This is a genomic window from Paludibaculum fermentans, from assembly GCF_051172195.1.
In the GTDB taxonomy this organism is placed as follows: Bacteria; Acidobacteriota; Terriglobia; order Bryobacterales; family Bryobacteraceae; genus Paludibaculum; species Paludibaculum fermentans_A.
Genome location: NZ_JBPJAQ010000002.1, coordinates 1,053,439 through 1,068,974, shown reverse-complemented (window position 1 = coordinate 1,068,974; position 15,536 = coordinate 1,053,439). Strand labels below are relative to the sequence as shown.

Annotated in this window: 12 protein-coding genes; 7 read left to right on the top strand and 5 right to left on the bottom strand. The window is 61.9% G+C overall.

What is annotated here, in order from left to right:
- Positions 1-934: 934 nt before the first annotated feature.
- The 6 genes from ACR9Y2_RS30975 to ACR9Y2_RS30950 all read left to right on the top strand — a co-directional run bounded on the left by ACR9Y2_RS30975 (position 935) and on the right by ACR9Y2_RS30950 (position 4,866).
- Positions 935-1,267, top strand: coding sequence for a DUF3175 domain-containing protein (locus ACR9Y2_RS30975; protein WP_435045749.1), 333 nt, complete (start codon positions 935-937; stop codon positions 1,265-1,267).
- Positions 1,264-1,413, top strand: coding sequence for a hypothetical protein (locus tag ACR9Y2_RS30970; RefSeq protein ID WP_435045748.1), 150 nt, complete (start codon positions 1,264-1,266; stop codon positions 1,411-1,413). Before ACR9Y2_RS30975 ends, ACR9Y2_RS30970 begins: the two co-directional genes overlap by 4 nt.
- A gap of 131 nt (positions 1,414-1,544) precedes the next feature.
- Positions 1,545-2,372: a phytanoyl-CoA dioxygenase gene (locus tag ACR9Y2_RS30965; protein WP_435045747.1), complete on the top strand. Its 828-nt coding sequence runs from the start codon at positions 1,545-1,547 to the stop codon at positions 2,370-2,372.
- A gap of 162 nt (positions 2,373-2,534) precedes the next feature.
- Positions 2,535-3,458, top strand: a complete 924-nt coding sequence (locus ACR9Y2_RS30960; RefSeq protein ID WP_435045746.1) for a LysR family transcriptional regulator — start codon at positions 2,535-2,537, stop codon at positions 3,456-3,458.
- 168 nt (positions 3,459-3,626) lie between these two features.
- Positions 3,627-4,493 (top strand): SDR family oxidoreductase, encoded by an 867-nt coding sequence (locus ACR9Y2_RS30955; protein ID WP_435045745.1) that lies wholly within the window; start codon positions 3,627-3,629, stop codon positions 4,491-4,493.
- A gap of 118 nt (positions 4,494-4,611) precedes the next feature.
- On the top strand, positions 4,612-4,866 hold the full coding sequence (locus tag ACR9Y2_RS30950) for a hypothetical protein (protein WP_435045744.1): 255 nt from the start codon (positions 4,612-4,614) through the stop codon (positions 4,864-4,866).
- A 66-nt stretch (positions 4,867-4,932) separates the two neighbouring features.
- Here ACR9Y2_RS30950 and ACR9Y2_RS30945 read toward each other — a convergent pair whose 3' ends face one another.
- The 4 genes from ACR9Y2_RS30945 to gndA all read right to left on the bottom strand — a co-directional run bounded on the left by ACR9Y2_RS30945 (position 4,933) and on the right by gndA (position 13,300).
- A complete protein-coding gene (locus tag ACR9Y2_RS30945; protein ID WP_435045743.1) occupies positions 4,933-6,744 on the bottom strand; it encodes a S8 family peptidase in 1,812 nt (603 codons plus the stop codon).
- Positions 6,745-7,045: 301 nt separating this feature from the next.
- Positions 7,046-9,496 (bottom strand): bifunctional diguanylate cyclase/phosphohydrolase, encoded by a 2,451-nt coding sequence (locus ACR9Y2_RS30940; RefSeq protein ID WP_435045742.1) that lies wholly within the window; start codon positions 9,494-9,496, stop codon positions 7,046-7,048.
- A gap of 188 nt (positions 9,497-9,684) precedes the next feature.
- Positions 9,685-11,430 (bottom strand): S8 family peptidase, encoded by a 1,746-nt coding sequence (locus ACR9Y2_RS30935; RefSeq protein ID WP_435045741.1) that lies wholly within the window; start codon positions 11,428-11,430, stop codon positions 9,685-9,687.
- A 436-nt stretch (positions 11,431-11,866) separates the two neighbouring features.
- Positions 11,867-13,300 (bottom strand): NADP-dependent phosphogluconate dehydrogenase, encoded by a 1,434-nt coding sequence (gndA, locus tag ACR9Y2_RS30930; protein ID WP_435045740.1) that lies wholly within the window; start codon positions 13,298-13,300, stop codon positions 11,867-11,869.
- Positions 13,301-14,006: 706 nt separating this feature from the next.
- Between gndA and ACR9Y2_RS30925 the strand changes: the two genes are divergently transcribed.
- Positions 14,007-14,624 (top strand): hypothetical protein, encoded by a 618-nt coding sequence (locus tag ACR9Y2_RS30925; RefSeq protein WP_435045739.1) that lies wholly within the window; start codon positions 14,007-14,009, stop codon positions 14,622-14,624.
- Positions 14,625-14,694: 70 nt separating this feature from the next.
- Here the strand turns inward: ACR9Y2_RS30925 and ACR9Y2_RS30920 are convergent, their stop codons facing one another.
- A complete protein-coding gene (locus tag ACR9Y2_RS30920; RefSeq protein ID WP_435045738.1) occupies positions 14,695-15,438 on the bottom strand; it encodes a hypothetical protein in 744 nt (247 codons plus the stop codon).
- Between the last annotated feature and the right edge of the window lie 98 nt (positions 15,439-15,536).

Sequence of the window (15,536 nt, the reverse complement as noted above, 5' to 3'; positions counted from 1 at the left end):
AAGCTGATGGAAGCGGTCACTTTGACGCCATTCAGGCATCGGGCTATCTCACATGGCTCGATGCCCGCGGTGCGGCAGCGGATGCCCCCTGGCTCGCCGCCCTCGTCCCAAAGGCTGACGCCGAGCTTCGGCTGCGTTGGCGTTAGCGGGTTTAGCCGCCGTATTAGGTTCAGGATGCCCTTCAGCCTGGCCTGCCCCATCGCGAATCACCACAACCTGGCATTCAATTGGGGCTAATCACCCAGAAACTCAGCCGCTGCAGCCCTCTTCTTCTCTGCGGTGCCGCCGTTCGGACATTCACTGAACCCGGAACGGCAGCCCCAGTCCGCCAAGAAGACCCAGGTCAGCGCCGAATCTTACGACTAGTACAAAGCAGTCTGCAATCAGGAAGGGCAAAACCCCATTGGAGCGGGTGCACCTGTCCCCAACATTCTCGCCCCCGCTCCAGCCGCGCACACACCGGAAGGCCCGATCTTCGCCTGGTACACGCCGAAGTACGCGGGCGAGCCGGGCTTCTATGGCAGCCTGACTTCGACGGGCGCCACATACCAGGCCACGGGCTGGAAGTACACGAATCTCCGCCATCCGGAGCCATGTGCTCGACCGCTGTTATCCTGGCCAATTACCTCCTCTTCGCCGCGATAGTTTTACCTAACCACGTAAAAAGCGACCGGACGAAATGAGCGCGGTGGCTGCTCCTGCTGTTGGGCACGAGCTAACCAGTTGGACCCGCTGGAATGGCAGGGGGGCAGCAAATCACAGCCGTGCGGCATGCAGCGTGCTGGAAACTGCCTGAGGGTTTAATGCCGCAATGCCTGGCGGGAACTGATTCCGGGCAAGACTGGGAAGACTTAGGAAGAAAGGCGGCACGTCGGAGGCCCGAGATCCAGCAAGTTTCGCCTCGGGCAAGGTCAGGTTCAAGGAGACGGGCAATATGGCGTCCCGTAAAAGGCTGGAGGGTGTCGAAGCCGCGACTCGGACACGAGCGAAGCCGAGACGGGGGGTTGCCAGCGTCAAGACTGACTCGACACATCCTCCGGAGTGTCTGTTCACGAAGAAGGCTTCGACGATTGCCAAGGCGCTCGCGTCGAAGAGCGTTTCGCCGAAGGGGCCGGCTTCCGGCCTGCGAATGCTGACGTACTTCATCAACCGCGCTGGCAAGGGCCTGAGCGCTGCCCGCCGCGCCGAACTCAACAAGGCGAAAGATCTTCTTTCCAGGCGTGTGCACGAAGACAAACACAGGGAAGAGAGAAAGGAAGAGAGATGATTCGCAAATTGAAATCCGGTGAGTACCGGCTTTACTCCAGGAAGCTAGATGCCCAAACCGGCAAACGCCGCAATCTGGGCACGTTCAAAACGCGGGCAGCGGCCGAACGGCACGAGCGCGACGTACAGTTCTTCAAACACCATTGAGAACGTTCCCGGAGAATCGACCGTCTACTAGGTCCCGGAGCGACAGGAGGACCGCAAGGAACGCGGACTTGCCCGTCAGGCACTGACGTTGCGCTCCGGCACGGGCTCCAGGGAAACTAGCCTGTATGGGCATGGATCGGTCATCGGCACTTCCCCTGACTGCGGCCGAGATCAGGTCGTTTATTGACGACGGCTTTGTTCGCATCGACGGGGCGTTTTCCCCGCAATGCGCCGGCGAAGCGAGAGCGATTCTGTGGCGCGACACCGGGTGCGCTCCCGATGATCCATCAACTTGGACTCGTCCCGTGATCCGGCTGGGTCAGTACGGGCAGGCACCCTTTCGCGAAGCGGCGAACACCGCTGTGCTTCACAGGGCCTTCGACCAGCTCGCCGGCGAAGGGCGCTGGCTGCCATGTGCGACTCTCGGCACCTTTCCCGTGCGCTTCCCTTCGCCCGTTGATCCTGGGGATGCGGGCTGGCACATCGACGCCGGCTTTGACTATGAGAACCCGGACTTCCTGGAGTGGCGTTCGAACATCACGAGCCAAGGCCGCGCTCTGCTGATGCTCTTTCTGTTCTCGGACGTTGGGGCAGAGGACGCGCCCACGAGGATTCGCATCGGATCTCATCTGGAGATTGCGCGGCAACTGGCACCGGCTGGATCCCGCGGGATGACCTTGAGGGCATTGGCGGCGGATGGGTTCGCAGGTTCCAGCCACTGCCCGGAAACGGTGGCGACGGGAAGGGCCGGCACGGTTTACTTGTGTCATCCATTCCTGGTTCACGCTGCCCAGTGCCATCGCGGCACGAAGCCTCGTTTCCTGGCGCAGCCGCCGCTTCTGCCTCGCGGGCCGCTCCTCCTGGAGCGAGAGGATGCCGCGTACTCTCCCGTCGAGCTCGCCATTCGTCAGGCTTTGTTTGGTTCAGACGAACCTGGGCAACCTGCTGTGGAGGGATAGCGGGAACTGCTTTCGATTACACCCGCTCCCGTGGCATTTGGATGCTTTGGTGCCCGAGGAGCGAGGTATGCGATTCTGGCCTCAAGGGAGCGGCCGCCCGGCCGGAGTGCGCCGTGGTTGGTGGATAGGGGCACACTTCGGCGGACGTTCAGGAGCAACTGTATGCGTTTTCTTGCTGACTTAGCGCTGTTCGTTGAGGTTGCCAACACGCACAACTTCAGCCGGGCAGCGGCCGCGCTGGGGATGCCCGCCTCCACGCTTTCACGACGCATCAGCGCGTTGGAGCGAGAGTTAGGATTCCCTCTGATTCATCGCTCAACCAGGATCTTCAAGCTGACCGACGCCGGGCAGGCGTGCTACGAGCAATCAAAATCACTCGTTGCGGAAGCGATGCGCATCCAGGAGGAGGTAGCAGGAATTGGCACCAGGGCAGCGGGGCATGTTCGTGTGGGCGTCCCGTTTGACCTGGCGCAAACCATTTTCCTGCCTCTATTGGCCCGTTACCAGCAGCAACATGCGGAGGTCTCGGTCGAGGTTCTCTCCATCAGCGGCCACCCAAATCTCCTGACCGAAAGCCTCGACCTGGCTATCATGGTTGGTCACCAGTTGCGTCTGCCCGATTCCACTTTCTGGGCTCGACGTGTGGGCACTTTTCCACGCCGTTTGTTCGCTTCACAGGCATACCTGGCCAAGCACCAGACGATCCAGGACCCCGCGGAACTGACGAAGCATCTGTGCATACGTTTTGTCCAGGGTGAAACCATGAGCCAGTGGGAATTGCATCGTCAGCGCGAGCGTACGTCTGTGAGGGTTTCCGGTACATCCAGCGCAAACTCGGTGGGCATGGTGGCGAGGCTCGCGAAAGAAGGCATGGGGATCGCGGTTCTTCCCGACTTCCTGGCATTTCATCCGGGCTTTGGAGACGGACTGGAGAGAGTGCTCGACGACTGGGAAGCGACGCCTGCACACCTGTTTGCGGTGACGCCTTCAGAGATGCAATCTACGCGGGTCCGCAAACTTGTCAGCTTCATGAAAGAGCACTTTGACGAGGCGCTGAACGATCTGATCTCGCGCTGGCCCGCCTAGGCTAAATGCGCGCCGCCGGGTCCTGGCCGGGGCCCTGACATTGGCAAAGCGTGCCGGCTTTATTCCATAAGTGCAATTCTGTTTTCCAGCACGTGATGACTCGCGTGCTAACGGCAAAGAATCTCTCATAGCGTACCGCCACTTCATGGCGGGGCAAGGAGAGATTCGATGAAGATTCTTGTTACAGGGGCAACCGGCAATATCGGTAGGGAGGTTGTGCAGAACCTGCATAACCGTGGCGTTGCAGTGCGGGCCCTGGCGCGCAAACCGGAGACTGCCAACTTGCCCGCGGGCGTTGAGGTAGTCGCCGGCGACCTGACCGATCCGGAGTCTGTTCGAGAGGCAGTAAAAGGGACGGAAAAGCTATTCCTTCTGAACGCCGTTGTGGCGGACGAACTGACGCAGGCCTTGATGACCTATGGAATTGCGAAGCGGGCCGGCATCCAGCACGTGACGTATCTCTCGGTCTTCCGGGCGGACCAGTTCCGGGACGTGCCACACTTCGCAGCGAAGGCCGCAGTAGAAGTCGCACTGCAGGAGTTCGGAGTGCCGTACACGATCCTGCGGCCGGGCTATTTTTTCCAGAACGATCTGGCGCTGAGGCCGGTGCTGCAGCAAATGGGCCTATACGCGATGCCGATTGGTACGGCGGGCATATCCGCGGTCGATGTGAGCGACATCGCTGAAGCGGCAGCGATTTCACTCACAGAAGAGGGTCACGAGGGCCAGACCTATGATCTCGTCAGTTCCTCACAGATCAAGGGTCCTGACAACGCCGCACTGTGGGGCAAGGCGCTGGGCAGGCAGGTGGTATACACGGGACACGACTTTGACGCCTGGGAGAAACAGATGAGCGAGCGGCTGCCGGGCTGGATGGCGTTTGACCTGCGAGCCATGCTGCAGGGCTATTTCGAGCGGGGATTTGCTGCCACAGAAGTCGAGATCAGCCGCGTGGTGAAACTGCTTGGCCGTGCACCGCGAACATATGAAGAATTCGTTCAGCGGGCGGCTGCCGAATGGTCAGCCAGCGAATAGCGGTGACGATTCAGTGAAGCCAGGGAAGGAGGAGGCAATGAGAGCACTACGGATTGACCACTATGGAGCACCTCTCCACATGGACGAGGTGCCTATTCGGTAGGCTGGTCCTGGACAGATGCTGGTGGAGAACCGCTACACGAGTATGAACGGTGTGGATCCGGGACGCGGCCTGGGCTTCCTGAGGCAGGTCTTCCCGCTGCAATTCCCATGGACGCCTGGAGGCGCTGTGGATGGCCGGGTGGCCGCCGTTGGTGAAGGGGTCACCGCATTCCGGGCAGGTCATGCCGGAGGATTGGATAGAGACCAGGAATGCCTTCCGAGCCGTGTTGGATGTGGCTCGGAAGGCATTCCCGCTGTAGCTGCAAATTAGCTGTATTGCGCAATGGGTGAGCGCAAGTGGAAGAGTGGAGTCTGACCTGTTGTCAGCTCCTCCGCTTTAATTATCGCCGGCAGCCGCGACCGAGGAAGCGAAGGGAGCGGCGGTGCCCCATACCACGCCCGTGCCCCACACGACTCCGGTGCCGGTGACCGTCCCGGTGCCCCACACTACGCCGGTGCCCCAGACCACGCCGGTGCTATTCACGGCCGTGCCCCAAACGACGCCAGTGCCCCAGACTACGCCTGTACCCCAGACCACGCCCAGGCCGGACGTGTCCGAGGAATCATAGCTGAACACGATATTGCCGTTCTGCCGGATGGCTGTTGGTGATTTGGCGCATTGGGTCGTGGCGATCCTGTCGTTGCTGTTCAAGGCCGCCATCACGTCCAGATACCCCGCGCCCACTGTGAAGGCGTCGGCACGGGACGTGTAGTATGCACCCGTCTTCGGATCCGTCCAGGTGCTCACCGCGGGCAGGGTCTTGCTCGCTGTCTTCATTAGCCGAGCTTTGACTTGATCCGGCGTCAGAGTCGGATCCTTCTGCAGGAGAAGTGCGACCGTCCCGCTCACCATGGGCGCAGCCATGCTGGTGCCGCTCAGATAGTAATAGGACTTATAGGGAATGGCCGAGGTGACGCGGCCAGGCACCTCATTGGCGGGATAGGTCTGGAGCAGGTAGCTGGCTAGCGGGTCGATGGACGCCACGCGATTTCCGGGGGCCACCAGGTCCGGCTTCACCACATGATCCAGCAGGGACGGTCCTTTGGAACTGTAAGACGCCATCTGGTCGTCATGCCGGGAGGCCGTCGCCATGTCGTTCATGGCGCCAACGGTAATGACGAACGGGTCGTTCCCGGGCGAAGTGATGGTGGAGTAGCCCGCGGTCTGCATCGAATTGTCCCGGCCGTTGTTGCCCGCGGCGACCACCACCACGATGCCGGCACGCCATGCCCGCTCGACAGCCTGGCAAAGCGGGTCCCGCTTGTAGGATTCCATGACCACGCGGCCGATCGAGAGATTGATGATCCGGATGTTGAACATGCTCTTGATGGAGATGGCATGGTCAATGGCGGCAATCACCGAACTGTCCTTGCCGACACCCTTGCTGTCGAGTGCCCTGAGCGAAACGATCTTCACGGCGGGCGCTACGCCCGGGTTCCCCTTGAAGAGGCTACCCTGCGCCCTGGCGGCACAAACGCCGTTGCCCCCGAGAATGCCCGCCACATGAGTGCCGTGACCATACGGGTCAGACGCCGCGCGTTCCCAGGTAACGAAGTCTCTGTTGTACACAACGCGAGACGACCAACAGGAATCATTCAGCAGGTCCTGCCGCTCACTGGAGACGCCGCTGTCGATGACTGCGATGACGATACCCCGGCCGTCGTATCCATGGGTTTGGGCCGTCAGGGCTCCGATGGTACCGACTGAGTAGTCGAGCGCTCCGGAGGCCCGCACTTCGCGTTCCTTTGAGATGTACATGACGTTTGAACTGGTGGCCAGCGACAGCGCCTGGCTGCGGTTCATGCTCATCTTGGCGATGCGACCGGAGTCCGTCACGACGCTGATGGTGGCACCGGCCAACGCGGCGGCATCGAGGTCCGACTGCTTCATCGTGGCGGCATACTGGACCAGCATTTCCTGTGCCGGTGCGTCGGCGCCGCTATCCACCGTAATCGAATTACTGGCCGCTCCGCCTGATCCGGCCCCACCCAGATCCGGCGAGAGCTTAGCCGTGGCGTCCGAGATTGCGGCAACGTCGAGTAGCTTCTGCCCCCCTGCCTGCTGCACGGCGCCAACGGCGAGAACCAGCACTGCGCCTAGCAGCGGCCAGCACCGATTCACACTCGAACGCACTGCGGTATCCGTCATGAGTACTCCTGAAATGTTTCTGGACAAAGGGAACTAGGCAATTCGCCTGCCATCCCTCCAGGGGGTATAAATCATTGAGAATCAAAAGGATTCACAGGTCCCTATATCATTTTCCGGTCATTCTGTCCGTCAACCGCGGAGGCCGGGACGACAGTGTGTCCGGATTTGTCGCGCCGCCGCCGAGGCGAAGGGTACGCCTTCCTTCGTCAACTAGATTTTGGGGTTTGCAGCGGCAGTCAACGAATCCCCCAGCGGGCAGGCACATTGTGTCGGAGTAGAGTGGAGGCGGGCAGGTGGGCGTTCAATTCACGGTGGGCGCAGGCTGGGCGGCTTCGAGACGGGCTGAGCCGGGGATGGGGAGGTCTGGCAGAGTCCTTTTTCGGGCTTGCTTGGCGCGGTACATGCGGCGATCGGCTTCGGCCAGAAGTTCTTCCGCGGTGCGGCCGTCGGCAGGATAGAAGGCGGTGCCGACACTGAGGGAAATCACTTTTTTACCGCAAAACTGTTGGCCCGCGGCCTCGGTGGCGAGGGTGAGTGATTCTATCTTCCGGATGGCGGCCTCCGGGGAAAGGCCGGGAACGATGACCACGAATTCGTCACCACCCATGCGGGCGACGTAGTCGGACTCCCGGCAAAGTGCCCGGAAGCGAGACGCCACCTCACTCAGAACCTCATTGCCGGACAGGTGGCCGAAGCGGTCGTTGACCTGCTTGAACCCGTCGATGTCGCAGACGAGGACGGCGATTTGCGATCCCTCGCGGGCGGATCGAGTGAGTTCCTCATCGAGGTGGACGAAGAGCGACCGGGCGTTGGGTAGGGTGGTGAGATAGTCGGTGGTGGCCGATGACTCGGCTTCCTTGAACCGGATGGCGTTCTCGACGGCGACGGCGATTTTTGACGTAACGGCGAGCAGAACCCGGAGGTGATCCTTTGAGAATGCATCCCTTGGCGCCTGATAGAGTGCGAGAACACCCATCACGCCTTCGGCTGTTTCCAAGGGGACGGCGAGGGCGGAGTTCAGGACGCTGAACACAGTGGGGTCGTTGAGATAGCCCGGTTCGACTGACGGATTGCCATTGATGATGGGCTTGCGATTTTCGGCCACCCAACCGGCCAACCCCTGACCGAAGGGTATTTCGAGAGAGCCGAATAACTTTGAGTCTTCCCCGATGACGTATTCCGGTTTCAGGACATCGCCGCGGAGGACGTAGACGGCCATGCTGTCGTAGGGGACCATGTGTTTCAGGCGGCCGGCCATGACAGCCATGGTTTCCTTCAGGCTCAGCGAATTGCCGAGGTTTTGAGCCAATTCGTAGAGGGCCTGTGCTTCCTGCCGGGCAGCGGCAATGGACGCCAGGAAGTCCTGGGGCCGACCTGCACCCGGCACAGGAATGGCGGTCTTTTGCAGACCGGCGGCGGGGGCATTGCCGCGATCGACGACTTGGCCTTTAGACAGGAGTTTGCCATCGAGCGGGGCGGGCGTATGGCGGACTTTGGATTCGAGAGCCGCGATATTGCGGACCAGGGCGTCGACCACCCGAGGGTCGTAACTTCTGCCTGATTCGGAGACGACCACCGCCAATGCATCATTCAACGGGAGAGCGCGGCGATACTGGCGTTCGCTGGCGAGGGCGTCGAGACAGTCGACCGCGGCCAGGATGCGTGCCGCCAGAGGAATCTCCTCGCCCTTGAGACCGTAGGGGTAGCCGCTGCCGTCCCACTTTTCGTGGTGAGCGCGGACGATGGGCACGACAGGATAGGGGAACTGAACACGTTCCAGGATTTCGGCGCCTACCACCGGGTGGACCTTCATCTTCTCGAATTCTTCCGCTGTCAGTTTGCCGGGTTTGGAAATAATGTGTTCGGGGACAGCGAGTTTGCCGATGTCGTGGAGGAGAGAGGCGGCCTGGAGGGCCTCCAGATCAGGCCCGGTGATGCCGAGTTCGCGGCCGAGTTCCGTGGCATAGACCTGCACGCGTTCCAAGTGGTCGTGGGTGTTGTGGTCCTTGGCGTCGATGGCGAGGGCCAGTGCTTCGATTGTGCGCAAGTGGAGGGATGCCATCGTTTTGGCATGGTCTTTTTCGGTTTCCAGTTTCTCGAGGTAGATGCCGTAGGAGCGGAAGACGATGTAGACCACGGGCAGGCCCATGAGGGTGGCGGCTTCGCCGAATGTCTTACTGAGAAAGCCGAAGGCGGAGGCCAGGGAGGCTCCCACTAAGTAGTAGGGGAAGCACCAGAAATAGCACTCTTTCCAGATGGAGGCCGGCGACCGGCCCTCCGTGAGGCCGATGATGATCGCCACTGGCGCCGTATTGCCGAAGAAGAAGACGATGGCCGTGGCGCCCAGCCGGAAGGCCCACAGAGTGGGGTCCTGAAAGATCCACAGATTGTAGACGGTATAGGTGGCGCCGACGGCGATGGCTGTGGCGCCGACGTTGAAGGCTACCTGAATAACGCTGGGCCTGCGCAGGGTGTTCCAATAACACTGCACCAGCGTGGCTCCGGTGCCAGCGATGAGAACTTCGGGCAAGGTCCGGCTGACCACACCGACCAGGAGGAACAGGAAGTGCACCGACATGGTGCCGGTGACACCAGGGAGGCGGACCTTCATGCACGAGGCTACCAGGGTCATCAGGAGGTAGATCGACAGGCGGAGGAGGTTTTCCGGTTGCCACCGGAAGAACGACATGCCCATGACAATCATTCCGCCCGCCATGACGGCGCCGAGATAGAACCGAGCTGTTCGCGTCACTGCGGTTCCTTAGCCGATATGCATCTGAAAGGCATCAGCGGAGATTCGCCTATACCTTATAGCTCGACAGATCGGCCGTCGTTGAATATAGGTAGAAGCACTAATCGCCAACTGGTACCCAAGGGCTGCAAGGAAGGGGCCGAAGCTGAGTTCCGGCCCATGGAATCCATGCGTTGCGGGAGGCTGATCTACTTGTCGCCATAGATTGCGATGGAGATCTGCTCACCGGAGGTGACTGTGGCCAGCGAGGTGAGACTGGACTTGGAGGAAGTACCCCAAACGGCCCCTGTGCCCCAAACGGCCCCAGTACCCCAGACTGCTCCAAATCCCTGGAGGGTCTGTGTGCCCCAGACCGCGCCGGTGCCCCAGACCGCGCCCGTACCCCAGACTGCGCCCGTGCCCCAGACTGCGCCGGTGCCCCAGACGGCTCCGGTTCCCCAGACTGCGCCGGAGTCAGCGACAAAGAAGACGTTTCCGGAGGCGGCATCGTAGCGGACTGCCGGCGAGGTGGCATTCCTGGTTGCCGTGTCGGTGCTGTTGAGTGCCGCCATGACGTCGAGGTAACCCGCGCCGACGGTGAAGATGTCACTTTGGCTGGTGAATACCTGGCCGGTGATGGGATCGGTCGCCGTGGTGTAAGCGGGGAAGGTCTTGGAGGCGGTCTTCATGAGGCGCGCCTTGATTTGGTCCGGGGTGAGCTTCGGCGACTTCTCCAGGAGCAGTGCGGCTGCACCGCTGACTACGCCGGTCGCCATGCTGGTTCCGCTGAGGGAGTAGTAGGAGAGAGAGGGAAAGGCTGACTTAAAGGTCGTGTATTCGCTGAGTTGGATGAGGTTCGCGGGGTAGTTCGCAGAGAAGTAGACGCCCAGGGTCATGAGGGAGGCCTGTCGATTGCCGGGGGCGACCAGATCAGGTTTGACCAGATGATCGATGGCGGTGGGGCCTTTGGAACTATAGCTGGTGATGGCGTCGTCCATGCGGCTGGGCGTGCCCAGGGTCCGGGTGGCGCCGACGGTGAGGACATACGGGTCGTTGCCAGGCGAGCTGATCATCCCGTAGCCATTGGTGGCAAAGAGGTTGTTGCGGCCATCATTGCCAGCGGCAACGACAACCAGGATTCCTGCTTTCCAGGCCCGCTCCACGGCTTGGCATAACGGGTCTGTCTTGTAGCTCTCGTAGACGGGCCGGCCCAAAGACAGATTGAGGATGCGGATGTCGAACTTCTTTTTGAGGCTGATGGCCCGGTCGATGGCCAGAATGACATTGCTGTCACTGCCATTGCCGGCCGCGTCGAGGACCTTCAGGCTCACCAACTGGACCTTGGGCGCGATGCCGGCGATGGTGGTGATCGCGTATCCGCCGGTGGAGGATGCGCCGTTGCCAGCGATGAGCCCTGCGACGTGAGTGCCATGTCCGAATTGATCGCTGGTGGTGGTGGTGCCGGGGACGAAATTCTCGCTGTAGATGACGCGACTATTACCTTGACTGTCCTTCAGATCCGGATGAGAGCCATAGATGCCGCTATCGATGACCGCGACGACAATACTCTGGCCGTCCCAACCGCTGTTCTGGGCGATGTCGGCCAGGACGGTGGCACGGGCGGTTTCGAAGGAACTGGGTCGCACCAGGCGGTCGGGGCTGATGTAGGCGACTTCGGGGTCGGCCGCGATCGCGGCCAGTGACTGAACCGGAACGGAATAGACGATGGCGTTGCCAGCCGTGAGGACCTTCCGCTTTTCGGCTCCGCAGTCCTTCGCCTTCTTAATATGCGCTTCCTTGGGCTCGACCGTATATTGGACCACGACTTCAGCGACGCCATTGGCCGGCAAGGACTCGAGGTCCCTGGCGATCTTCCTGTCACCCGCGAGGCAAAGACCTGCCGTCAAACACAGGACGGCAATCATCCTGAACTCGCGTGAATACTGCTGCCTCATGATCTTTCGTTTCGCTTTCCCGGCAGAGTGATGGCTGCCGCTTCACGAGGTAAGCGGTTGCACGGCAAAGGCCGATCCATCGTGGTTCGGTTTGTGTTGAAAGTAAACGACTTATTTTGACAGCGGTAGATTCTGGCCGGACAGATTGTCCGGTTCCAATGCCGAAATGGGAGGTCCGGACAAGTTGTCATATTCCGGATCTTAAGGTACTGAATAAGGAAGACTGGGAGCCCAGGCGTTGTGCGAATGGCTGGGGTGACACAGAATCTGTAGCCGAGGTTGAAGCGGCGGGTGCTGCTCGAGCGGGGACAAAGGGCGTGACTGCGGGGCGTCGTGGCGCCCGGCGATCCTGACTCAAAACCCAGATGAGCCAGAGATGCCGTGCCGGGGCGAGATGATGGGCGATCCGCCCCGGCTTTGCGGAGGTATTGAGGATCTAGCGGGCGACGTCCCTTTGCCAGTCGCGGTGGAAGGTGCCGGGGCGGTCCAGGCGCTGGAAGGTGTGGGCTCCGAAGAGGTCGCGCAACAGGGCGATGACACTGGCCGAGATGAGGCCCGGGCTGCGCATGCTGTCGAAGTTGGACAGGGCGCTGTTCATGGCCGGCACCGGGAGTCCCGCCATGACGCAGGCCGAGACGACTTCCCGTAGGGCCGGCACTCCGCGGCCGATGCATTCGACAAATGCCGGGGCCAACAGCAGGGTGTCCAGCTTGGGATCGGCGGTAAAGGCCGCGGCGATTTCGTTGAGGATCTGGGCGCGGATAATGCAGCCGCCGCCCCAGATGGAGGCGATCTGCGGGAGGTTGAGGTTCCAGCCGTATTGGATGGACGCCTCTTCGAGTGTCGTGAAGCCCTGTGCGTAGGCGAGGGCGAAAGCGGCTTCCAGCGCGAGGCCCAGCTTCTCTTTCCACTCCTCGGGCGGGCCGGTGAGCACAGGCTCCGGCACCTTGTAGGCGTCGCGGATCTCGAGGCGCCGCGGCCGGTTGGTGGACATGAGGCGCGCCGCCACGCCGGCGGCCAGGATATTGACGGCCTGTCCGAGGTCCAGCGCGCTGACCACGGTGCCCGCACCCGTGCCTTTGGCTCCGGCGACGTCGAGTACGTGATCGAGCAAGGGCGAGCCATCGTCGTCGCGGGCGCGGAGCACCTGCGCCGTGATCTCCAGCAGGAACGCCTTCATGTGGCGGTTCCAGCCGTCCATCGTATCGGCCATCTCGCTATTCGAGAGGCCGAGGGCGCGCATGACCCAACACACCTCGCCGATCACCTGCATCACGCCATATTCGATTCCGTTGTGATGCGTTTTCACGAAGTGACCCGCGCCCTCCGGCCCGATCCATTCGCAGCAGGGCTGGCCCTGCGGATTGCGCGCGGCGATGGACTGCAGCAGTTCCCTGACCAGCGGCCACGCCTCGCGGTTGCCGCCGGGCATCAGGGAGGGTCCACGCCGAGCGCCCTCTTCGCCGCCGGAGACGCCGGCGCCGATATACATGACGCCCTTCTCGTTGACGGCCCGCAGGCGGCGGGCGGTGTCGCGGAAGTCGGAGTTGCCGCCTTCGATGATGATGTCGCCCGGATCGAGCAGCGGCAGCAGGCGCGCGATGACCTGATCGACAGGAGAGCCGGACTTGACCATGATCATTACGGTGCGCGGCTGTTTCAGCCCGGCGATGAAGTCGTGCTCGTTGAAGAAGGGCGTCACCAGGCCAGGCAGTTCTGGTACCTTCATCAACTGCCAGGTGAGGTCCGCCGTGATGTTGTAGGCGGCGGTGGCGTAGCCGTGATCGGCCAGGTTCAACACCAGGCTGCGGCCCATTGGCCCCAGCCCATACATTCCAATCTGGCAGGCGGCTTTGGTTCTACTGGTCATTGCAGGTTCTCTCCCTTGAGTATCAGGCAGCGGACGGTGTTTGGGTTTCTGAAGGCGGAGTCGAGTGGGTCAGTCGATGTGAGCGACTCGTGGGCTGTGGCCGCGGTTTGGGGCAGGGGTGGCTGTGTGGAAGGCGATCCTTCGAGCGTGGCCCGCTCCGTTGAAGACGCGATGGTGCGGGGGCCGGCTTTCTGCCGTGCTCGGTTCGTAGCGCGGTGGGGACCCCTCCCTGACGGTCGGGGTTCGCAGCGGCTTCCTTCGCTTTGGCGGCCCGGAGGGGCATGGGGGACTCCTTGCCAGTCGCGGTTCGCAGCGTGGGGGGGACCCCTCCCTGACGGTCGGGGTTCGCATCGGGGTCCTGCGCTTGGACGGCGATTGGGACTATCGTCAAAACCTTTGATAACACGCTGGTAGCCCTTTGCTTGCGCCTCGGGACTGGGGTTTGTCGGGTGGCTTCCTCGGCTTTGGCGGCCACGCGGGCCATGGTTGACTCCTACCGCACTCGGCGCGGGCCGTTACTTCCAATTGTAGATCTGATTCTTCAGGACCGAGTTTGCGGGCGTCTTTGGGCCGGAAAGAGGGATGGGCGGAATGGCCATTTGGGTGTGCATTAATTTGGATACACTTCACCTGATCTGCGGTTAGGCTGAACTTGTCGCAGTACGGCAGGCAGTTTCAAAGGACTGCGTCCCTGGAGGCTGATTCCATGCAAACGCTCAGAGGGAATTGGGGGCTGTTGGCGCTGTGCGGGCTACTGAATGCGGTGCTTTGCGCCGGGTGGTCGTTCATGCTGGCGCCTGATGGTTCCTTGACCTGGCGGCATGCCGCGGTGCGCGGAACAACTGAGATTCTGGGCTGGTTGGCACTGGCGGCCGGCTTGTGCAGCGTGGCGGCGGGCGTCTGGCGGCTTCGCCGCAACCTGTGCTGGCCTTTGGTGGTCAATGGGGTGGCGCTGGGCGCACTGGGTGTGTTGTTGCTGGGCCTGTTCGGCGCCGGGGTCGCATTCCGGACGATTGCGGGGCTGCTGGTGGTGATGGCGGGGAGCCTTGGCGCACTGATGCTGGCGGCGGCCAGGGGTTTGCCGCGGAGTGCGGCGGAGGTGTGGATACTGGGGCTGGCGTGTGCCGGATCGCTGGCGTATGCACTGGCCTTTATATTGATGAAGCCGGCGCCAGCGACGCATTCGGAGATTCTGTGGGTGGGGTCGTTCTTCGGATTCCAGGCAGTGTGCCTGCTGGGACTGGCCTGGCGGCTGCAGGCGAGCGGCACGCCGCGGGCTAGCCGCTGGGTGGAGGGGCCGCTGGGGGCGTCAGGGCAGGCCTAGTCCGGGGTGAACCGGCGAGCTTGTAGAGCCGGGCGCGCCCGGCAGTGACAGGACAAAGATCGAACGAAGTCTACCTTTCCGGCAGGTGGAGGTGGATCAGATTGGAGGTCCGGTCCGGGCCGCACTTGGACCTGACGACTTCACGCGGAATAGCGTTGGCCAGTTGCATCAGGCCGTTGAAGCGTGTACGAAGGGTGCGGTGGTGGGGGCGAGCCTGGAGTTTGCGCCCTTGCGCGTAGGATTCCTGGAATTCGGTGAAGAGGCGGCACTCGGCTCCAGCCCCGAAGAGGGTTTCGAAGCAACCGACGGTTTCCTTGTCTGTCATTGCGCCGCAGAGAGAGGCGACCTGCTTGGCGACGGCGCGCACCCGGCCGGTGAGAGGGGCCTGGGGGTCAAAGAGTCCGGAGAGGACTTCCTTGGGGCAGACACCGCGGTCGCAGCCGACGGTGCGCGGGGGTGGCTCCGCAGAGGGCATGCCGAGGATGGTGCTGGCTCGAACCATGTGGTTCGGTTTGAAGAGTTCGGGCGACCAGGTGGTGCCAGGGTTGAACTCCACTTCGATGTAGCAGCCGGCCGCGGGATCGCTGAAGGATCCGGTCACCACCCCGTCGAAGCGGTGCTTTCCCTTGTTGTCAGTACAGATGATGCGCAGAGCGAGCGGGGGCTGAAGAGGCTCCTCCACATTCAGATAGGCTCGTGAGGCACTGATTTCTTCCAGGTTCGCATCCAGTTTCCGTTCCCGTCTGCCGGTGGCCGGCAAATGAATTGAGACGAGACTGGAACAAAGGTATCGATCGGCGGGCTCGGAGTTCATGGCAGCTTTGGCTCCCCAATTACATAGGTCGAAGACACGCTGGCGGCTGGTCCAAACGGACTGCCGCTGAAGCATTGATCGGCGGATCCGGGAAAAAC